Source organism: Plesiocystis pacifica SIR-1 (assembly GCF_000170895.1).
Taxonomy (GTDB): domain Bacteria; phylum Myxococcota_A; class Polyangia; order Nannocystales; family Nannocystaceae; genus Plesiocystis; species Plesiocystis pacifica.
In genome coordinates this window covers 17885-37515 of record NZ_ABCS01000070.1, presented here as the reverse complement: position 1 = coordinate 37515, position 19631 = coordinate 17885, and the positions used below count along the sequence as shown (strand labels likewise).

15 protein-coding genes are annotated in these 19631 nt (G+C 71.0%); 8 read left to right on the top strand and 7 right to left on the bottom strand.

Features of this window, described 5'->3' with window-relative positions; genetic code table 11:
• Window positions 1-20: 20 nt before the first annotated feature.
• Window positions 21-2702 carry an MMPL family transporter gene (locus tag PPSIR1_RS28390; protein ID WP_006974644.1) on the top strand — a complete coding sequence of 894 codons (2682 nt, stop codon included), beginning with the start codon at window positions 21-23 and terminating at the stop codon, window positions 2700-2702.
• On the opposite strand, the gene PPSIR1_RS44080 is transcribed toward PPSIR1_RS28390, so the two are convergent.
• From PPSIR1_RS44080 to PPSIR1_RS28370, 3 genes are read right to left on the bottom strand one after another with little or no spacing between them, the layout of a single operon-like run.
• On the bottom strand, window positions 2673-3230 hold the full coding sequence (locus PPSIR1_RS44080) for a DUF3750 domain-containing protein (RefSeq protein ID WP_157596069.1): 558 nt from the start codon (window positions 3228-3230) through the stop codon (window positions 2673-2675). The genes PPSIR1_RS28390 and PPSIR1_RS44080 overlap by 30 nt on opposite strands.
• A gap of 17 nt (window positions 3231-3247) precedes the next feature.
• Window positions 3248-4576: a hypothetical protein gene (locus PPSIR1_RS28375; protein WP_006974642.1), complete on the bottom strand. Its 1329-nt coding sequence runs from the start codon at window positions 4574-4576 to the stop codon at window positions 3248-3250.
• A 34-nt stretch (window positions 4577-4610) separates the two neighbouring features.
• Complete coding sequence (locus PPSIR1_RS28370) at window positions 4611-7493, bottom strand: serine/threonine-protein kinase (RefSeq protein ID WP_006974641.1); 2883 nt, start codon at window positions 7491-7493, stop codon at window positions 4611-4613.
• A 79-nt stretch (window positions 7494-7572) separates the two neighbouring features.
• Here PPSIR1_RS28370 and PPSIR1_RS44075 point away from each other — a divergent pair, with 79 nt between their 5' ends.
• The gene (locus PPSIR1_RS44075; RefSeq protein ID WP_006974640.1) at window positions 7573-8229 is read left to right on the top strand and encodes an RNA polymerase sigma factor; all 657 of its coding nucleotides are present in this window, start codon (window positions 7573-7575) and stop codon (window positions 8227-8229) included.
• Here PPSIR1_RS44075 and PPSIR1_RS28360 read toward each other — a convergent pair.
• The gene (locus PPSIR1_RS28360; protein ID WP_006974639.1) at window positions 8216-9319 is read right to left on the bottom strand and encodes a hypothetical protein; all 1104 of its coding nucleotides are present in this window, start codon (window positions 9317-9319) and stop codon (window positions 8216-8218) included. The genes PPSIR1_RS44075 and PPSIR1_RS28360 overlap by 14 nt on opposite strands.
• Before the next feature lie 118 nt (window positions 9320-9437).
• Between PPSIR1_RS28360 and PPSIR1_RS28355 the strand changes: the two genes are divergently transcribed.
• Window positions 9438-10376 carry a hypothetical protein gene (locus tag PPSIR1_RS28355; protein WP_006974638.1) on the top strand — a complete coding sequence of 313 codons (939 nt, stop codon included), beginning with the start codon at window positions 9438-9440 and terminating at the stop codon, window positions 10374-10376.
• A gap of 61 nt (window positions 10377-10437) precedes the next feature.
• On the opposite strand, the gene PPSIR1_RS28350 is transcribed toward PPSIR1_RS28355, so the two are convergent.
• Both PPSIR1_RS28350 and PPSIR1_RS28345 read right to left on the bottom strand, forming a co-directional pair.
• Complete coding sequence (locus PPSIR1_RS28350) at window positions 10438-11283, bottom strand: hypothetical protein (protein ID WP_157596068.1); 846 nt, start codon at window positions 11281-11283, stop codon at window positions 10438-10440.
• 65 nt (window positions 11284-11348) lie between these two features.
• Window positions 11349-11843, bottom strand: a complete 495-nt coding sequence (locus PPSIR1_RS28345) for a hypothetical protein (protein WP_157596067.1) — start codon at window positions 11841-11843, stop codon at window positions 11349-11351.
• Window positions 11844-12206: 363 nt separating this feature from the next.
• Here PPSIR1_RS28345 and PPSIR1_RS28340 point away from each other — a divergent pair, with 363 nt between their 5' ends.
• From PPSIR1_RS28340 to PPSIR1_RS44070, 3 genes are read left to right on the top strand one after another with little or no spacing between them, the layout of a single operon-like run.
• Window positions 12207-13865 carry a 1-acyl-sn-glycerol-3-phosphate acyltransferase gene (locus PPSIR1_RS28340; RefSeq protein WP_006974635.1) on the top strand — a complete coding sequence of 553 codons (1659 nt, stop codon included), beginning with the start codon at window positions 12207-12209 and terminating at the stop codon, window positions 13863-13865.
• Window positions 13858-14910 (top strand): NAD(P)H-dependent glycerol-3-phosphate dehydrogenase, encoded by a 1053-nt coding sequence (locus PPSIR1_RS28335; protein ID WP_006974634.1) that lies wholly within the window; start codon window positions 13858-13860, stop codon window positions 14908-14910. Before PPSIR1_RS28340 ends, PPSIR1_RS28335 begins: the two co-directional genes overlap by 8 nt.
• Before the next feature lie 26 nt (window positions 14911-14936).
• Complete coding sequence (locus PPSIR1_RS44070) at window positions 14937-15884, top strand: phosphatase domain-containing protein (RefSeq protein ID WP_053335438.1); 948 nt, start codon at window positions 14937-14939, stop codon at window positions 15882-15884.
• 16 nt (window positions 15885-15900) lie between these two features.
• Here PPSIR1_RS44070 and PPSIR1_RS28325 read toward each other — a convergent pair whose 3' ends face one another.
• A complete protein-coding gene (locus tag PPSIR1_RS28325) occupies window positions 15901-16584 on the bottom strand; it encodes a hypothetical protein (RefSeq protein ID WP_157596066.1) in 684 nt (227 codons plus the stop codon).
• 60 nt (window positions 16585-16644) lie between these two features.
• Here PPSIR1_RS28325 and PPSIR1_RS44065 point away from each other — a divergent pair, with 60 nt between their 5' ends.
• Window positions 16645-19041, top strand: coding sequence for a protein kinase domain-containing protein (locus tag PPSIR1_RS44065; RefSeq protein WP_006974631.1), 2397 nt, complete (start codon window positions 16645-16647; stop codon window positions 19039-19041).
• A gap of 1 nt (window position 19042) precedes the next feature.
• Entirely contained in the window at window positions 19043-19627 is a 585-nt protein-coding gene (locus PPSIR1_RS28315; RefSeq protein ID WP_006974630.1) for a GNAT family N-acetyltransferase, read from the top strand.
• Window positions 19628-19631 lie beyond the last annotated feature (4 nt).

The following is a 19631-nucleotide window of genomic DNA, read 5'->3' as shown; positions in this document are numbered from 1 at the left end:
GGCTGTTAGGCTCCGCGGCCATGAGCGAGGTGCCCGAGCGCAGCCCCGGCGGGCTCACGCGTCGCGTCGCCGCGATGGTGGCGGCCGCGAGCGCGACCCGTCAGCGCGCGGCCGTGACGGTGCTCGTCGCGGTGCTCATCGCCGCCCTCGCCTTTTGGTACGGCTCGAGCGTCGCCGTCAACACGGACCTGCGCGCGCTCTTGCCCAAGACCGCCCCGAGCGTCGCCGCCCTCGACACCCTCGAGGCGCGCAAGGGCAGCGCCGAGCGCTTCATCGTCGCGATCGAGGCGCCCACGGCCGAGGACGCCGAGCGCATGGTCACCGGCCTGGCCGAGACCATCGAGGCCTGGCCCGAGACCGAAGAGCTGACCGTCGTCCGCGACTACACCTCGCTGCGCAACCACTCGCTCTACTTTTTGGAGCTCGACCAGCTCGAGGAGCTGCGCGACGAGCTCGACGCCGAGCGCAAGCAGGCCGTGGCCCGGAGCATGTCTTTGGGCCTCGGCGGCGACGATGGCGGAGACATCGACGTCAACGCCGTGAGCGTCACTGGCGGGTGGGACGACCCGGGCTGGGACCAGGAGCTCGAGTGGGACGACACCGGCGGCGACGAGGGCGAGGCCGGCGAAGACCCGCCCAAGCCCGGCCCCTCCCCCGAGGGCGTGGCTGGGGCCGCCGATGTCGAGCCCTTCGACCTCGAGCGCTTCCTCGACGAGCAGCGCCAGACCCTCATCGACCAGAGCGGGCTCGAGGCCGCCGAGGTCGACGTCATCTGGCCCAAGGAGAACGAGCAGGGCGAGATCGAGTGGGAGGAGGAGGTCGGGCGCAGCTACTCCAACGACGACGGCACCGTGCGCACCATCCAGGCCAGCTTGTCCAAGCCGGCCACCGACGTGCGCTTCGCCCAGGACGTCGTCGGCCGGGTCCAGGCCCGCGCCGCCGAGCTCGTCGCCGAGGGCGTCAGCGCCCAGACCCGCGCCGAGGTCGTCGCGGCCTACAACGTGTCCGGCGAGGTCGACACCATCTTGCGCGACGCCAGGCGGGCCACGTGGATCTCCGCCCTGTCCGTGCTCGCGGTCCTGCTCCTGGGCTTTCGCAGCTTCCGGGCCATCTCCCTGGTCGGCGTGCCCATGGCCGTCGCCATGGGCCTGACCCTGGCCGTCGCCAAGCTGGCCTTCGGGGAGCTCAACGCCCTGACCGTGTTCCTGTTCGCCGTGCTGTTCGGCATGGGCGTGGACTTTTCGGTGCACCTGTTCGCCCTGCGCCAGCGCCAGGGCAAGGAGGCCGACTGGGAGTCGGTCATCGCCGAGCACCTGCGCCCCCTGGCCTCGACCATGGCCACGACCTCGGGCAGCCTCGCCGTGCTGGCCCTGGCCGAGTTCAAGGCCTTCCGGGAGTTCGGGCTGATCTCGGCGGTCGGCGTGGCCATCTGCTTCGTCGCCGCGCTGATCCTCGTGCCCGCCGTCGACACCCTCGCCGGCCCCCTGCGCGCCCGCTCCCTGGCCAGGGCCGAGGCGGCGGCCAAGGCCGAGCCGAGCGCCAAGCTCGAGCGCCGCCGCCGCTGGCTGGTCCGCGGGCGCGCCGTGCTCTTGGCCGCCTGCGCCGTCGTGGCCGTCATCGGCGCGCCCCAGCTGCGCATGGAGAAGGACACCCGCGCGCTCAAGTCCCAGGCCCAAAAGCAAAAGGCGTCCATCGCCTACGGGTCCACCGGCGGGCGCTGCTCCAAGACCCTCGCCTTCGTCGCCGACACCCCCGAGGACCTCGACACCGTCGTCGACCGCATGCTCGACGAGCGCCACGAGCTCCTGCCCGGGGCCATCGACACCGGCCAGAGCCGCGAGCCCTGGGTCCGCGACGTCTACAGCCTGCGCACGCTCATGCCCATCGAGCAGGCCGCCAAGGCCAAGGTCATCGCCGAGGTGGGCTCGCGGACCAACGACTTCCTCGCCGAGCTCCCCGACCTCGACGAGGAGGCCCAGCGCCACACCACCCACCTCGAGGCCCTCGAGCGCCTGGCCAAGTCCGACCCCCTGCGCCAGGACGAGCTGCCCAGCTGGGCCGTCGAGCCCTTCCGCGAGCAGGACGGCCGGGCCGATCGCATCGCCCACGCCTGCCTCAACATCGCCGGCTACCACATCGACGAGCTCATCGCCGTGCGCGGCCGGGTCGACGACATCGTCGAGGGCACCACGGCCCAGCCCGCCGACAGTCGGCTGGTGTTCGCCGACCTGATGGTCCTCGTCGAGGACGACGCCCAGCGCTTGCCCGTCATCGCGCTCCTGGTCATCTTGCTGTTCATCGCCTTCGACCTGCGCGACCTCAAGTCGACGGTCGCCTGCTTTGCGACCCTGGGCCTGGGCCTGGTCCTGGTCATCGCGGTCATGGGCCTGTGGCCGCTGCGGCTGAACTTCTTCAACCTCGTGGTCATGCCCGCCGTCGTCGGCCTGGGCATCGACGCGAGCATCCACCTGTGGCACGCCCGCGAGCGCAGCACCCTGGCGGCCACGGGCAAGGCCTCGCTGATCGCCGCGCTGACCACTGTGGCCGGCTTCTCCGGGCTGCTCGCGGCCGAGCACGCCGGGCTGCGCAGCATTGGCGAGGTCGGCGTGGTCGCGATCATCGTGTGCGTGGGCGTGGCCTTCCTGGCGCTCTACCCCCTGGGCCGCAAGCCCTCAGCGGCAGCCAAAACCCGCGCCGAATGAGCTCCGCGGTAGGCGGTGCTCGATGTCTGCCTCGTCGAGCACCCACTGCGCGAAGCCGTTGCTGTTGGGCCCCGGCCACAGGCGATAGCGGTCCTTGCAGGGGTAGTCCTCGATGGTCTCCAGCACCTCGAGGATGCGCTCGGCCTCCTCGCCGCGGAACTCGACCCACAGCCGCGTCGGGCCTCCGCCGACATGCGCCTCGGCGTGGAGCTGATCGATGAACAAGTGCGCGTGGGGGCCCCGGACCGACTGCCAGACCTCGTAGGTGTGGACGCCGGCGTGCTCGTCGGCCTGGGCCACGATCCGCGGGTGGGTAGCGAGCTCGGTGGTGTACGGGACGCCCGCCACGTAGATGCGCACCCACGGGGCCGCGGGCCAGGGGGACGAGAGCAGGGACTGCTCGGGGCTCAACGGCGGCGGCAGGTCGGCCCAGATAGCCCACGCGCCTGCGGTGGCGGCGACACCGAAGAGCAACATCGTGCCCAAGGCCACCTGGGCGACCCGCCGCGCTCCCTTGGAGTCTGCCACGCCCGCACGGTAACAGCTCAGTTGCCCCCGCTCTTGGTCCGCTTGCGCAGGATCACGGTGGGGTCGTCGCTGTCGACCCAGCTCAGGTCACGGATGGTGTTGACGCCGTAGAACCGCTCCACAATCTCCTCGCCGTTGGCCGCGATCGTGAAGAATCCCGAGGCCGTGGGGTCGGTCGGGTCGCACGCGCCGTCGAAGCTCGAGTTGCACACGCTGACATCGTGGGGACCGCAATTGACGAACTCGAACTTCGCGTCTGCCCCCTCCTCCTCCACCAGCCCCGTCGCCGTGAACGGCACCGCCACCGGGACGTGGGCGACGTCGCAGCTGACGAGGTCGTTGAAGGTCACGCGGTTGCTGGTGGTGTCCGCGATGCGCAGGAACATCCGCCCCGAGGGGCTGAGGTCGAGGCGCTCGTCGTCCAGATCGGGGCAGCTCCCATCGTAGGTCGGCAAGAAGAGCATCCCATGGTGCCTGCTCGGGTCGACGCTCACGCGAATGCTCTTCCCCATGGGGAGGCTCTCCAGCTCGCGCTCGTCAGAATTCCAGGTCACCTGCTTCCAGGTCCACTGCTCGGTGTCGCGCCAGTTCGGACAATTCTCGCCGGCCTGTTTGTGGGCCCCCAGCCACCCACAGATCGTTGGTCCCTCGCCCGTGCTCGGATCCGAGATGTTCGAGACCACGATGTCGCCCTTGCCGGTTTGTTCGTCGACGGAGAGTAGGGAGACGTACTGGCGAAAGTGCCCGTCATCGTCGCCGTCGAGCAGGCGCACCCCAGAGCAGTTGAGCTGGACGACGTTTCCGGGCACGGAGTCCCCGAACAGCGAGACCTCCTCCTCGGAGGTCCCGAACAGCGAGACCTCCTCCTCCAGCACCGGAACCCCCATCGGATCCCCCTCTGAGTCGAGCTCGTGGACGATCACCCGAACCTCGGTGTCGTTCTCGTCAAAGTCGATCCACCGCCGGTCGCAGGTCGTCAGATCACCCGAATCCTCGCAGGGCTGCCCCTTTCGGTCGGTGTGGCCGATGGTGTCGTCACTCAGGTCGTAGCGCGTCAGCTCCAGCCTGATCCCCAGGTCCTCCTCCGTCCCGTTGGTCACGAACACGGCGCCGTAGCGCGGATCCACGCCCGGATTGGGGGTGAACACGTAGTTCCCCTGCATGTCCTTCGAGATGGTCCCCAGGTGCGCTCGGGCAGTCAGGTCGACGACCGCCGACGCGCACTCCCGGGCGCCAAAGCCCGACGCGCAGCTGACGGGCCCTTCCGACTCGTCGAGGGCGCAGCCTCCGAGGCCGAGCGCGAGCGTGAACAAGGAGAGTGGGAGGTTGATCGTTCGCATGTTCATGACAGCCTCACTGTCGATGAGCCTCCGGCTTCGATCACTCTTTTTCTAGATCGCTGCCGCCCCCGTCGAGCCACGCCTCGACGATGCTGCGCTGCTCCTCGAAGTCCGCCCCCAGCTTTCGGTAGTCCTCCAGGGCGGCCTCCCCAAAGGCCCGCGCCTCCCCCTTCCTCCCCTCCTCCCCAGCGATCCGAGCGGCGATGAAGCGCGCGTCCGCGAGCTCGACGGCGTTCGCATCCTCGGCCAACTGCGCCAACGCGGGCTCAATCTGTTCCCAAGCGGATTCGACCTCGCCGAGCTCGAGCAACACCGCGGAGTAGACCTTGCGCGGGACCGCCCCCCTGGGCTCGTCCGGCCCGAGCTCCCGGAGCGCGCGGCGCAGCATGGGCCGAGCCGCCGCGGCCTGCCCCGAGGCGAACAGGGCCTCGGCGAGGTTGGCCCGGAGCAGCTCGCGCTCCGACGGCTCGAAGCCCGCGCTGGCTTCGGCCAGGGCCAAGGCGCGCCGGTAGTCGTCGACCGCGGCGGCGGGGCCATCTCGATGAAAGCGCACCGTCGCCAGGGTTGACAGCGACAGCGCGTGCGCGTCGGCGTCTTCGAGCCACACCTCGCGGTAGCCCTGGTCCGCCGCGAGGGCGTGGCCCAGCGCGTCGTCGAGCTTGCCCTCGTAGAGCCCGACCAGGGCCAGCAAGGCGTGAAGGTACGCGGCGTTCAGCGAGCGCCCGCCGTCGGCTTCGCGGCACACCCCGAGCGCCGCCTCCGCCTGCGCGCGGCCGCGCTCGAGCTCTCCCGCCTCGACGCTCGTCGTGGCGTCCAGCGCCGCGTCGGTGCACCGATCGCTGCTCTCCCCCTCACCCAGCTCCCTCGCCAGGGCCTCGATGCGCCTGCGAACCCGAGGAAGCTCCGGGCTGTCGAGCGCCCCGAGCACCACCGCCAGGTTGCGCAAGGCGTCGAGCTTCTCGGCCTCGCCCGCCGCGCCCAGCTCCGCGTAGCCCTCGACGGCCGCCCGCAGCTCCACCACCGCCTCGCGCGGCCGCCCGCGGGCAAAGGCGACTCGAGCCGAGAGCATGCGCGCCCGAGCCTGCTCCCGCGTCGGCCAGGACAGATCGGCCAAGCTGCCCTGGTAACGCGCCGCCGTCCATTCGGCTTCGTCGGCGTCAACGCTCGGCTCGAGCTCGAGCTCGAGCCGCGTCAGCTCGAGCCAGGCCCGCGCCTGCAGCTGGGCCGACCACGGCCCCTCCCTTTCGTCGAAGAGCCGGCCAATTCCCCGTCGGGCGGCCGCCTCGTCGCCGGCGATGCGCGCGAGCACGACGCGCAGCTCGAGGGCCCGCGCCCGGACCTCGCCGAACTCGGCGGCCTCGCCCTGCTCGAGGATCGCCTCCACCCGAGCTCGACGTTCGGCGAGGGGCTGCCCCTGGACGTCGAGGCCCAGGCTGAAGAGCTCGCGGCGCAGGGCGTCCACCCGGCGCGCCTGCTCGGGGCTCAGCGGCGCCTTGGCGAGGACGGCTTCGCTCAGGCAGGACTCGGGCAGGGACAGATCCCGCGTCCAGTCCCAGATCAGCGCGAGCCGGCTCGGGTCGCCCTCCAGCCCCGACACGACCACGTCGAACTCGCCCAGGCTCGCGTCGAGGCAGGCGCGGCGACGGTCCAGGCTGTCCTCCGAACGCAGGCCCTCGACGTGGACCTCCTCGCAGCTGCGCTGCGCCGTCGCGGCCCAGGCTTCGACCCAGCTGTCGAGGAAAGCCAGCGCAGGCGCGGCCCGGGGGCCGTCCAAGACCTCCACCAGGGCTGCTCGCCGCGCGGGCCAGCCTTCTACGGCGCGCGCGGCCTCGACACAGGGCGTCGCCTCGCTAGCGACGGGCCCCAGGCTGCGCGCCCCCACCAGCCCGGCCAGGGCGCCCACGGCCAGCGCTCCGACCATGGTCCACCCCACGAGCGTCCGCACCGGGCGGCCCTCGAGCGCGACCAAGAGCGCCCCCATGTCCGGGTGTCGGCCCCCGGGGTCGCGGCACAGCCCCCGAGCCAGCGCGGCTCGGACCCGCCGAGGCACCCCTCGCCCCGCACCGGGCGGAAGGGGTAGAGACGCCCCCGCGTCGAGGGGCGCGCCCTGGGGCAGCACCCCAAACAGCGCCTCGTAGAGCGCCACGCAAAAGGCGTACTGGTCTGCCTCGGCCCCGACCCAGGCGGTGTGGCGCTGCTCCGGCGCGGCGTAGCGCGGGGTCCCCACGAAGGCGTGCTCCTGCGTCGGTGCGCGCTGGTCCTGGGCCGGGAGGCTGGCCCTGCGCTCCGAGCCATCCCGCGTGGACGCGCCTTCGAGGCTGCGCCCGCGGCTGCGGACCAGGCCAAAGTCGAGGAGACGGACCCGGCCGTCCGCGCCCATGAGCACGTTGTCGGGCTTGACGTCGCGGTGGACCAACCCCACCTCGTGGACCGCCGCCAGCCCGCGCCCGGCGTCGATCCACGCGCGCAGCCGCTGGCGCACGCTCGGCCCTTCGCTCGTCACCCACGCCAGCAGGGTCTGGCCCTCGACCAGCTCCATGGCCAGCCACACCCGCCCCTCGTGCTCGCCCACGTCGTAGACCGGGACCACGTTGGGGTGAGACAGGCGCGCGAGGGCCTGGGCCTCCTCGACCAGGCGCCCGCCCCCCTCGAGCCCCGCCCCGCCGCCGCCACGCAGGAACTTCAGCGCCACGGGCCGGTGCAGCACCCCGTCGAAGGCTCGCCACACCGTCCCCATCCCCCCGCTGCCCAGCTCGGCCTCGACGAGGTAGCGGCCGATCTTCAAGGGCTCGGCTGGGGCGCCAAAAAAGCGCTCCATGGCCCGACGCCGCGCCAGCTCCAGGCCCAGGCCCAGGCCCAGGCTCGGCGTCCCGCCCATGCCCTCGCTGGCGCTGAGGGTGTCGTCGTGGTCAATGGGAGGCATGCGCGGGCTCTCGGGCGGGCGTCGGACTGGGGCGGCGCGATCCTTGGTGTTCCTCGGATAACTCTGCGATGCTAGCGCAATGCGTGACGACCAGCTGATCCCGCGCGACGACGCCGAGCTGCTCGCGGCGTGGCGCGAGGGCAGCCGCGAAGCCGGCGGGCAGCTCCTCGAGCGCCACTTTCGCAGCCTCTACCTGTTCTTCGTGACCAAGGTCGGCCACGGCGGCGAGGTCGACGACCTCATCCAGCGCACCTTCACCGGCGCTGTCGAGGGCCTCGAGCGCTACCGGGGCGAGGCCGCGGTCAAGACCTGGCTGCTGGCCATCGCCCGCAACGTCCTGCGCCAGTGGGCTTGGGAGCGCAAGCGCAAGCGCACCCGCGAGGAGGGCCTGGGCGAGGTCTCCGTCGCCGATCTCGGCGTCGGGGTGAGCACGGCCTTTCGCCAGGCCCGGGAGCAAAAGCTGCTCGTCGCCGGACTCCAGCGCCTGCCCATCGACGCTCAGGTCATCCTCGAGCTCTACTACTGGGAGGGGCTGCGCGCCCGGGAGATCGCCGGGGTCTTTGCCATCCCCGAGGGCACGGTGCGCGGGCGCATCCGCAAGGCCAAGGTCCTGCTCGAGGCCGAGCTCGACGCCCTGACGCGCACGGGCGAAGAGCTCGCCTCGACGCTCCAGGGCCTCGAGACCTGGGCGGCCGACATCGCCGCCCAGGTCCTGCCGTCGCCTACAGCTCGCTGAGCTTGAGCATGTCGATGAAGTGGTAGCCGTCGCCGCGCTCCCCCACGACCCGCACGGCGACCTCTTGCGCCTTCGAGCTCGGGTCTTGGGGGTCGACGGTCACCGCCGGCAGCAGGAACTCGGCGCGGATCCACACCGTCTCCTGCCCCTGGAAGCGGCCGATCTCGACGCCGTTGAACTTGACCTGATCCATCTCGGCGCCGTAGCGGGCGTAGCTGAGCAGGAGCTCCCCGCGGTCGTAGCTTCGCTCGAGGTCGAACTCGACCTTGAGCTGGGCGACGGAGTTAGCCAGGGCCTGGGTCGCCCGCGACAGGGCCTTCGGCGCGTCGGGGTTGTTCGCGTCGTGGTCCGCGTCGCGCACGTCGTAGATGCGCTCGTCGCTCCACGCGCCGGTCCACGCGAACTCGTCGCTGCCCGCCGCGGACGTCGAGTACTGACCGTCGAAGGTCCCGAGGCGCCACAGCTCGCTGCCGCCTCCGCCGGAGCCCGAGCCCGAGCCGCTGACGTCCTCGAGCAAGATGTAATCGAGGTGGTTGCCGTTGTCCGCCCCAGCCCCGGCGTAGTCGATGGCCACGGTGTGCGAGCCCGCGCTCATGGCCGGCAAGGTGATCTTGAACCTCGCGCCGTTGTTTTCGCTGACCCGGACCTGGGCGAGCTCCGTGCCGTCGAGGGACACGACGTTCGCCTCGCTGCCGTAGCGGGCGAGGCTCAGGCGCAGGTCACCGGCGGCGTAGGCCTGGTCGAGCTCGAAGTCGAGCTCGAGGCTCTCCGTGCACGAGCTGCAGTTGAGGTCGTCGTAGAGGTAGCCCGCGACCGCGGGGCTGCCCTTCTTCTTGGGGCTGGCGGCCGAGACCACGCCGAGGTCGAGGAGCGAGCTCGGGCTGTGGCCCTCGCCCTGGGCGAACTCGTTGGAGGCTTCGCTCGCCTGGGCGTCGAGGTCGTCGTACTGACCCACCCGGAACAGCAGGTCGCCCGCGTGGGCGGAGCTCGGCGCAAGGATCATGGCCGTCGCCAGGGCACCGCACGCCACTGCGGCGGCGCGGCGCGAGATCGAGAGGAGGGGGGATTGGATGCGGTCGTGAGCGGTCATCTTGGTGTCTCCTGGCCGGCGGCTCTCGCCAGCACGCCCTACCTGTCGAGCTCCCCCGCTTTTCGATCACAAAAAGTTCGAGACCCGCGGCCCGCCGCCGCGGTGGTAGATCCAAGCCATGGAGCTGACCCGACCGACCGAGTCCGAGGCCCGCGCGGGCCTGCGCGCGATCAAGACCGTGCTGACCCTCGAGGCGCCCATCAACCCCATCGAGGCCAAGCTCATCGCCGCCGCCCAGCGCCACGTGCTCCGCAGCCAGGTCGACGTCGACGCCCTCGCGCCCATCGAGCCCGCCGAGCTCGCCGCCCTCGTCACCCGCTCTGGGGTCCGCGAGCAGCTGATGACCGGGATGATCGTCGCGGCCTTCACCAGCGGCGACGCGCGGCCGCGCCAGGTCGAGGCCATCGAGGCCTTCCGGGCGGCCCTCGACGTCGACCTGCCCGAGCTCGCGGACCTGCGCCTGCTCATCGAGGGCCGCCTGACCCTGCTGCGCTTCGACGTGCTCCGGCGCATGTACATCGGCGAGGCCCTCGGTGAGATCTGGCGCTCCGAGGGGGTCCGCGGCCTCGTCGACCGCCTGGCCAGGTTCCGCGGCTGGCGCGAGGAGCCCGAGCTCGCGGCCCGCTACCTCGCCCTCGGAGAGCTCCCCGAGGGCACCTTGGGTCGCGCCTACTTCGACCACTGCCGCGAGGGCGGCTTCGCCTTCCCAGGCGAGCGCTACGGCGCCCCCGAGGCCATCGCCGTCCACGACATGGCCCACGTGCTCGGCGACTACGGGACCGACGCCGCTGGCGAGCTGCGGGTCGCCGCGTTCACGGCCGGCTTTCGCAAGCGCGAGCAGACCCTATCGATCCTGCTCTTTGCGCTGGCGCAGTTCGATCTCGGCGTCGCCATGGTCCCCGTCGCCGAGCCCGAGCTCGGCAACCTCGACGCCGAGGCCTTCCTCGAGGCCTTCGCCCGCGGAGCCGGCATGCGCGTCGATCTGTTCGACGGCTGGGACATGTGGGCCGTCGTCGACCAGCCCCTCGAGGTGCTGCGCGAGCGCTACGGCATCTGATCCCGGGCCGGGCCCCACAAAGCGGAGCGCGGCCCAGCCAGAGCACCCGACGCTCCGCTGCTCATCTGAACTTGCGCTCGACCTCGACCTTGCTTCGGCTAAAGGACAGCGTCAGACCACCGATCAGCATGCCGCCACCGAGAATGCCCGCTCCCGCGTACCAGCCCTTGGCGGCGGACTTGGGCATGGACACCTCGAACGGGGCGATGAGCATGAGCCCCGTGACCAGGGCAGATCCGGCCGCGAGGCCGTAGCCCAAGTATCTGTACCATTTGGGCTTGGGGGTGACTTTGATGTCGTAGCCCGGCGCGTTGCCCATGAGCCGAAAGCGCTTGGAGCCCTGGTACTTGCCGCCGCCCACGAAGAACTCTCCGCGGGTGTCCGAGAGGGTCCCAAAGCAGGGAGACTCACAGACCTCCGAGTAGGCGAGGGCGTGGATGGTACCCGCAGCACTCGAGCCGTAGGCCTCGCCCTCGACGCGGTACAGGTAGATCGGGGTCTTCGCCGTGGGAGGCAGGGATACGCTGACATGCGTGCCCTCGGCCTCCGACTCCGACTCCGACTCCGACGTGGGCTCGGCCACCACGCCCCCCGGCACCGTTGCAGGGGCGGGCAAGGCCGAGCTGTCTGGTGGAGGAGCGGGTTCGGGCTCGAGCTCGCCGGCTGAGGAAGGCGCGCTGTCGCGGGTGACCGAGCTGACCTCAGACCACTCAAAGCGTTTGGGCTCGGTGCTTCCGCGGGGGATGATCACGACGTACTCCCCGGGAATGTACTCAGTGACCTCGCCGACCAAGAAGCCACCAGACTCGAGCAGGACCTCGTCGGAGCGGTTCGGCGATGCTTCTGTGGGGGTCGCCGGGGCCGCGAAGCCAGCGGCCTGCGCGAAGGCAGGCGCGCCAAGGGTCAAGCTCGCGCTCAGGCTCCAACAGCAGACACACCTGAGAGAACGCCGAGCGATGGACGCGATCCCGCTCATATAGCGAACTCCTCGATGAACGCGGAGAGCTCGAAGCGCTCGAGGGTCAGGGGGCTGATGGACGCGCCCCCGCTCCAATACAACGGCGCGCAAGTCATCGTGCCCTGGATCCGGGTACGGATGCCCGTGGTCCACTCCTCATCCTCGAGCGTGGTCAGATTTAGGTCGCAGGTCCGAGACCACGAGTCCTCCCCTTCGGTGTAGGTGGTGGCTACGAACTGCGAGCCCTTTTGGAAGTCTGAGCTCGGGGTCAGGCGCCACTCTCGCCCCTCGTCGTCGGAGATGATGAGAGTGCCGTCGTAGCCGGAGAATTCGCAGCTCTCGTCGACCCAGTCGTGGATGCCGATGAGCTCGGAGGAGTTGATCGAAAAGCCGAGCTCGCAGCTCTCTTTTTCGTAGCACCCCACGAGGGCGGTGAGCAGGCTGAGCACACCCAGGGCTCGGACCCATCCACCGCTCCCGGATCTAGGAATGTCGCTGTGTTTGGACATGGCCGGAATCCTACGACCAGAGCATCCATCAGGCAAAGGCTGAGTTCGTCGACAGAGCCCCGGACTCCAAGGGCGCATTCGAGACTCTTCGTGCCAAGAATGATCGGAGAGCGGGAGAGCGCGAGCTCCCTCCCCCTCTCCCCACAGACGGACACCTCGGTCCCTCAAACCACCAGCGCCTTGGAGCAGGTCGCTTCACCGCTCCGCTCCTCCGCCTGGGTTGAAAGCCGAGGAAGCTCGCGGCTCTCATTCTCGAGCGTCGAGTCGCGGCTCTGGGGCAGGAGGCCAGGACTCGTCCACGAAGGCCAAAGCCGACAAAACGAGATGGACGCGAGTCGCGCGGCTCGCCTACACTCTCGGCACATGTTGACCGCAGACGAGGTCGCCAAGGTCGTCTCCGAGGTCACGGGCCGCATCATCGAGCGCATGAGCGCCCGGGCGCAGCGAGCCGGTGATCTGGGCGCGGGGGCGGACGCACCCTCCCTCGCCGAGCTCATCAACGAGACCCTGTGGTGGGAGCTCGACCGGCTCAAGAAGGCCGACAGCGACGACGAGGAGGCCCGGGCCGACAAGGCCTTTTACGCCAGCATTCGCCGGGAGCTGCCCCGGGTGTCCGAGGCCGAGCAGGCCCGGCTGCTCGAGCGCGTCGTCCACCGCTACGCCAACGAGATCGCCGGCAACTTCAACCCGACCTTCTACAAGGTCGCCACCCGGGTCGCCCCGCCCATGCTCAGCGCCCTGCTGACCGGGCTGTCCCCGCGCCGGCTGATGGGCGGCCAGGCCATCCCCAGCCTCGACAAGCACGTGATCGTCGAGGGCGACATCGCCAACCTCGCCCGCCTGCGCGAGCACGGCACCTTGGTGGTCACGCCCACGCACAGCTCCAACCTCGACTCGCTGATCCTCGGCTTTGCGATCTACCACCTGGGGCTGCCGCCGCTGACCTACGGCGCGGGGCTCAACCTGTTCCGCAACCCGATCATCGGCAAGTCCATGTACAACCTGGGCGCCTACACCGTCGATCGGCGCAAGCGCGACCCGCTCTACAAACAGACCCTCAAGGAGTACGCCACGGTCTCGCTGGAGTTCGGCCAGGACAACCTGTTCTTCCCCGGGGGCACGCGCAGCCGCTCCGGGGGCGTCGAGGACCAGCTCAAGAAGGGCCTTTTGGGCTGCTCGCTGGCGGCCTACCGCAACAAGCTGGTCCACCGCCGCGACCGGCCCAAGTGCTTCGTGGTCCCCTGCACCATCAGCTACCCCCTGGTGCTCGAGGCCTCGACGCTGATCGAGGACTGGCTCGCCGAGGCCGGCAAGAGCCGCTACATCATCGTCGACGACGAGTTCAGCCGGTGGGAGCGCTGGCTCGACTTCCTGCGCGGGCTGTTCTCCCTCGACCTCAAGATCCACCTGCGCTTTGGCAAGGCCCTCGACCCCTTCGGCAACGTCGTCGACGGCGAGGGCGTCAGCTACGACCCCAAGGGCCGGCCCATCGATCCCCGCGGCTACCTCGAGGTCGACGGCGAGGTGGTCGCCGACCCGGTCCGCGACGCCGAGTACACCCGCGCCCTCGAGGGCCGCATCGTCGACGAGTTCTTCCGCGAGAACCTCGTCCACCCGACCACGGTCCTGGCCTTCGCCTGCTTCGAGCTGCTCTACCGCAACCGCAGGCCCCGGGACCTCTACCGCTTCCTCGGCTCCATCGGCCCCGAGCAGAGCCTGGCCATGCCCGAGGTCGAGGACGAGCTCGACGCCCTGCTGGCCGAGCTCGCCGAGCTGGCCCGGGCCGACCGCCTGCGCCTGAGCCCCGAGGTCGCCGCGGGCGACACCCGCGAACTCATCCGCGCGGCCCTGCGCAGCTTCGGCACCTACCACTCCCGCCCGGTCGTCCAGCGCAAGGGCGTACGCCTGCACATCGGAGACGCGAACCTGATGTTCTATTACCGCAACCGCCTCGACGGCTACGGCCTGCGCGGCGCGGCCAGCTTGGTCCACGCCAGCAACCGGGGAGGCCTCCGTGGCTGAGCACACCACCGCAACGACCCGGGTCAGCGTCCTCGGAGCGGGCAACTGGGGGACCACGGTCGCCCACCTCATCGGCCAAAACGGCATCCCCGTCACGCTGTGGGGCCGCAACGAGGAGTCCTGCGCCGAGATCAACGAGCAGCGCCGCAACTCTCGCTACCTAAAGGGGCTGGAGCTGTCCGAGCACATCACCGCGACCACCGAGCTCGCCAAGGCCGTGGAGGAGGCCGAGCTGCTCTTCCTGGTCATCCCCTCCCAGGCCTTCCGCAGCGTGTGCGCCGACTTGGGCGATCTGGTGCGCCCCAACCAGCTGGCCGTGCACGCGACCAAGGGCCTCGAGCTCGGGACCGGCCGGCGGATGACCGAGATCATTCGGGCCGAGACCTGCCTGCGTCAGATCGGCGTGCTGTCCGGGCCCAACATCGCCCGGGAGATGTGCGCGGGCAAGCCCGCCGGCACCGTGGTCGCGTCGCGCTTCCCCCGGGTCATCGAGGTGTCCCGCGAGGTGCTCAAGAGCCACCAGCTGCGGGTCTACGGCAACACCGACGTCGTCGGCGTGGAGCTCGGCGGGACGCTCAAGAACATCATCGCGATCGCGGCCGGCATGGCCACGCAGATGGAGCTGGGCGAAAACGCCAAGAGCCTGCTGATCACCCGCGGCCTGTCCGAGATCGCCCGCTTGGGGGTGGCCCTGGGCGCCGACCCCATGACCTTCTCGGGCCTCGCCGGCATCGGCGACCTGATGGTGACCTGCGCCAGCCCCCTGTCTCGCAACCACCGGGTGGGCGCGGCCCTGGCCCGGGGGATGAGCCTCAAGGAAGCCGTGGACTCCCTGGGCATGGTCGCCGAGGGGGTCAAGGCCGCAAAGATCGCGGAGCAGCTCACCGGCGAGCTGGGCCTGCGCGCGCCCTTGATGCACGCCGTCTATCGGGTGCTCTACGACGGCCTGACCCCGGCCGAGGGTCTGCGCGAGCTGATGACCGGTGCGGTTCAAGAGGACATCGATCCCAGCCTGACGCGGGCCGCGGCGACCAAGAAGCGCTAGGATTGAAGCACCCGGAAGCCCCGATCATGGCCCGCAAGCGCAAAGGTGACGACCACGGCGAGCGCCTCGGCGACGTCGACGACTTCGACGATCCCGACGCCGAGTACGAGATCATCCGCGCGCCCTTCCCCATGGTCCGCAAGCTCCAGCGCAGCTTGCCCGAGGACTACGCCGGCCCCGCCTACATCTGGGACATCGACAAGACCTGGCTCGACACCCGCTTTAGCCAGGTCAAGGGCATGCTCAAGATCCCCTTCGAGTTCGCCGTCGACAAGCGGGCGCTGCCGGGGACCACCGCCCTGCTGCACGCCCTCCGGGCCGGGCCGAGCGAGCGCGGCCACGCCCCGCTGTTCTTCATCACCGCCAGCCCGCCCTTCATCCGCCGCGCCATCGAGCGCAAGATGCTCATCGACGGCGTCGAGTTCGACGGCATCACCTACAAGGACCAGGTCGAGGTGTTCCGCCGGCGCCACTTCGACAGCCTGCGCGAGCACACCCCCTTCAAGCTCGGCGCGCTCTTGCTGCTCGCCCGGGCCTTCCCGCCCAAGACGCAGATCCACCTGTTCGGCGACGACGCCGAGCGGGACGCGCTGATCTACTGCCTGTTCGCGGACATCAGCGCCGGCCGCCTGCGCGGGGCCGACCTGCGCGCGACCTTGGTCGGCATGGGCTCGCGGGCCAGCTACGCCGACGACGTGGGCGTGCTCGCCGACGAGCTCGAGCCCAAAGAGCGCGTCGCCGGCATCTACATCAACCTCGTCCGCGAGCCCGAGGGCAGCCGCGTCGCCGCCTACGACGGGCGGGTCGTCGGCTACCCCAGCGCGGGCGCGGTCGCCCGGCTGCTGTGGCAGCGCGGCCTCGTCGGCGAGGACGGCCGCGACCGCGTCGAGGGCACGGGCCGCGTGGTCATCGGCCAGGCGCCGGCGGACCCCGAGGGCTGGTGGACCCCCGCAGAGCACCGCCGCCGCGGCTGACCGGCGAGCTTCGCCCTCAGCCGCAGTCGAGGGTCGTGGCGACCCCGTTCTCGCAGTACCAGAGCGCCCCGCCGGGCTCGCAGCAGCCCTCGAAGGTCAGGCCCTGGGGACACGCCGCGCCCTCCATCAGGGCGACGTTGGGGCACTCGATGGGGTTTTGCATGCTCGGGTCGGCGCCGCTTTGCATGCAGTCGTAGTAGCCGGACATCGCGTTCCAGCCGCACATCCCGAAGTCGGAGCCGCCGCCGGTCGTGGTCCCGCCCGTGGTCGTGCCGCCGCCCGTGGTCCCGCCGTCGGTGCTCGTCGACTCGCCGCTGCCCTCGAGCCCGCAGACTCCGTCGACGCACTCGAGGCCCGGACCGCACTCGTTGCCCGGCAAGCAGGGGCAGCCGAAGGTCCCGGGCTCGCAGCCGCCCTCGGTGGTCGTCGTCGTGTCGTCCGAGCCCTCGCTGGAGCTCTCGCCCGCGTCGGTCCCGACCTCGTCTCCGATGGTGTCGTCGTCGTCGTCATCGCTGGAGGTGTCCAGCACGCAGGCCCCGTTGACGCACACCAGGCCCGCCGGACACGACGCGTCGTTGATGCAGCCCGAGGCCGACGTCGATTCGCCGATGCTGTCGACGGTGCAGCCGACGGCCAGACCGGCGACGAAGGTCGTGGCCAGGCCGGCCAGCATCGATCCCCACGAGTGACGCAACTTCATGGTTGCAGAGTATGCCAGAGTCGGCGCGCCCTCGGGCGCTGCCTGCTACAGTGAGGCGCAATGAATCGGGGGGTTCAGCCAGGGTCGACGATCGGCGGAGAGTTTCGCCTGGGTCAGCGCATCGGCGAGGGGGGCATGGGCACGGTCTACGCCGCCACGCACCTGCCCACGGGCTACGAGCGCGCGATCAAGATCTTGCACGCCTCCTTCTCCATGGACGCGCGGGCCCGAGAGCGCTTCGAACAAGAAGCCCGAATTGGTGCGCGCATCCACAGCGATCACGTGGTGCAGGTCGTCGCCGCCGGCATCGACGGGCCCACGCGCACGCCCTGGCTGGCCATGGAGCTGCTCGAGGGCCAGGATCTCGAGCGCCACGTCCAACAGCGCGGGGCCATGGCCCTCGGCGACGTCGCGCAAGTCACGGGGCAGGTGGTCCACGCCCTCTCGGCCGCCCACGACGTCAACATCGTTCACCGCGACGTCAAGCCGGAGAACGTGTTCCTGTCGCGCTCGCGAGTGGTCGGGGTGCCCTTCATGGTCAAGATCCTCGACTTCGGCATCGCCAAGCTGCGCACGCGCATCCGCGCCGCGACCTTGGCCGTGGGCACCCCAGGCTACATGGCCCCGGAGCAGAGCCAGTCGAGCGCCGACATCACCCCGGCCGCCGACGTCTGGTCCCTGGGCCTGGTCGTGTTCCGCATGCTCGTCGGCTATCCCTTTTGGCTGGCCACCGTCGAGGGCTCGGGCATGCCTCGGCTGTGGCGCGAGATGCTCGTCGATCCCCTGCCCACGGCCACGGAGCGCGCGAGCGAGTTTGGGCGCAGCGGGTTGCTGCCCGAGGGCTTCGACGACTGGTTCGCGGCCTGCGTCGAGCGCGAGCCCTCGCTGCGCTTCCCCGACGCACGCGCCGCGGGGCGGGCCCTCGACAAGGTCCTGCGCCGCGCGGGCGTGAACACCGTCGCGCCCACGGCCCAGCTGTCCAAGGCCATCGCCGACGCCCTCGACACCGGCGACGAGCTCGACTGGGACGGCTTCGAGACCCACGCCCCCGTGCGCGGGGCCTCGACGGAGGCCCGCGACGTCCCGAGCTTCACCCAGGCCCAGACGACCATGCCCGCCCAGGGCTCGAACAGCCTCGCGCCCAAGACCCCGGCGCTCACCCACCGGGTCAGCTTCCGCGAGCCCGGCGAGCGCGTGGTCGCCTCGGCCCCCGAGGGCGACACCCTGCTCGACGTCTCGCTCAACGCCGGCATCCCCCACTTCCACGCCTGCGGCGGCAACGCGCGCTGCTCGACCTGCCGCGTGGTCGTGCTCCAGGGCCGCGACAACCTCAGCCCCCGCCCGCCCCTCGAGCAGCGCATCGCCGAGCGGCGGCAGTGGCCGGCGAGCACCCGCTTGGCCTGCCAGGCCCGGGTCCTCGGGCCGTGCATGGTCCGGCGCCTGGTCAGCGATCCCAACGAGGCCAACATGGCCGACATGCGCCGCTCGACCCAGAGCCGCGTGGCCAGCTCGTGCTCGGCGAACGTGCTCGCCCTGCGCCTCGACGGCATCGACGAGGTCCTCGCCGAGGGCTTCCCCGACGACGCCGTGCACGTGCTCGAGCGGGCCATCGCTCCGCTCCAGGAGCTCGTGGCCATCAACGGGGGGCGGCTCGCGGGCATCGAGGGCACGACCGTCGTCGCCGCCTTCGAGCCCGACCTCGAGGGCATGCGCCGGGCCGTCCGCGTCGCCCTGCGCACGCCGGCGCGGATCCGGGCCCTCAACCCCTACGTCATCAAGCACTTCGGCGCCCAGGTCGGCGTGACCGTGGGCGTGGGCACGGGCACCTTGCTCGAGGCGACCACGCCCGAGGCCTCGGCCGACCCCGCGACCCGCGATCGCGTGCTCATGGGCGCCGCCGTGCGCCAGGCCCGGGAGGCCTGCACCCTCGCCCACCGCGGCCAGGTGCTCGCGCCCGTGGCCGCCATCGAGGGCCTCGAGCTCGAGCTCGGGGCCGAGCTCCACGCCCAGATCGGGGCCAAGTCCGTGACCTTCGTCGAGGTCCTCGACTTCGCCAAGAGCGACGTCGTGTTCCTGGTCCAGAGCAGCTTCGATCGCCTCGGCGGCAAGGCCCCGGCCTTCGCCCAGGACTTCTACGACGACCTGTTCGAGCGCCACCCCGCCGCCATCGAGCTGTTCGAGCACACCGACATGGCGCGGCAGCAGCAGATGCTCATGGACACCCTGGCCCTCGCCGTCCGCGGCCTCGACGACTTCGCGGCCATCGAGGCCACGGTCCGCGAGCTCGGCCAGCGCCACGTCGACTACGGTGCGACCCTGAGCGACTACAAGCACGTCGGCGGCGCCCTGCTGGCGACCCTGCAGCGCTACCTCGGCGAGGACTTCACCCCCGAGGTCGAGCTCGCCTGGCGCGAGGTCTACTCGACCCTCGTGCGGACCATGACGACGAGCGAGTGAGATGAGCGAGGCCCTGTTTGCGAGCGAGCTCGAGCGCGAGCGGAGCACCGCGCGGCTGCGCCTACGGCCCTTTGGGCTCGGCGACGTCGAGGCCGTGCTCGCCTACTCGCGCAAGCCCGGCTTCGCCCGCCACCTGCCCCTGCCCCTGCCCGAGACAGGCGCCTACACCCGCGACGACGCCGAGGAGCGCCTCGCCCGGCTGCGCCTGGCCGACTGGAGCGTCGACGCGACCTGGGCCCTGTGCCTCGCCAACGACCCCAGCGACGCGCCCATCGGCAGCGTGCGCCTGAGCCTCGACGCGCCCAACTACAAGGCCGACCTCGGCTACGCCCTCGACCCCGACCGCTGGGGCCAGGGCTACGCCCGCGAGGCCGTGCGCGCGACCCTCGACCACGCCTTCGAGACCTGGCCGAGCCTGGCCAAGGTCGAGTGCCACAGCACCGCCGACAACGCGGCCTCGCGGCGGCTGGCCGAGGCCGTGGGCATGCGGCACGAGGGCCGGCTGCGTCGCTTCGTGGTGATCCGCGGGCGCGCGGTCGACATCGACTGGTTTGGGCTGCTGCGGGCAGAGTGGGAGCGCGCCTGAGCGC

Bases quoted from the DNA above. Each gene is read 5' to 3' on its own strand.
- PPSIR1_RS28370 (WP_006974641.1), bottom strand. From the start codon at position 7,493: ATGCCTCCCATTGACCACGACGACACCCTCAGCGCCAGCGAGGGCATG.
- PPSIR1_RS28375 (WP_006974642.1), bottom strand. From the start codon at position 4,576: ATGAACATGCGAACGATCAACCTCCCACTCTCCTTGTTCACGCTCGCG.
- PPSIR1_RS28355 (WP_006974638.1), top strand. From the start codon at position 9,438: ATGGAGCTGACCCGACCGACCGAGTCCGAGGCCCGCGCGGGCCTGCGC.
- PPSIR1_RS28315 (WP_006974630.1), top strand. From the start codon at position 19,043: ATGAGCGAGGCCCTGTTTGCGAGCGAGCTCGAGCGCGAGCGGAGCACC.
- PPSIR1_RS28325 (WP_157596066.1), bottom strand. From the start codon at position 16,584: ATGAAGTTGCGTCACTCGTGGGGATCGATGCTGGCCGGCCTGGCCACG.
- PPSIR1_RS28360 (WP_006974639.1), bottom strand. From the start codon at position 9,319: ATGACCGCTCACGACCGCATCCAATCCCCCCTCCTCTCGATCTCGCGC.
- PPSIR1_RS28340 (WP_006974635.1), top strand. From the start codon at position 12,207: ATGTTGACCGCAGACGAGGTCGCCAAGGTCGTCTCCGAGGTCACGGGC.
- PPSIR1_RS44070 (WP_053335438.1), top strand. From the start codon at position 14,937: ATGGCCCGCAAGCGCAAAGGTGACGACCACGGCGAGCGCCTCGGCGAC.
- PPSIR1_RS44075 (WP_006974640.1), top strand. From the start codon at position 7,573: ATGCGTGACGACCAGCTGATCCCGCGCGACGACGCCGAGCTGCTCGCG.
- PPSIR1_RS28390 (WP_006974644.1), top strand. From the start codon at position 21: ATGAGCGAGGTGCCCGAGCGCAGCCCCGGCGGGCTCACGCGTCGCGTC.
- PPSIR1_RS44065 (WP_006974631.1), top strand. From the start codon at position 16,645: ATGAATCGGGGGGTTCAGCCAGGGTCGACGATCGGCGGAGAGTTTCGC.
- PPSIR1_RS28345 (WP_157596067.1), bottom strand. From the start codon at position 11,843: ATGTCCAAACACAGCGACATTCCTAGATCCGGGAGCGGTGGATGGGTC.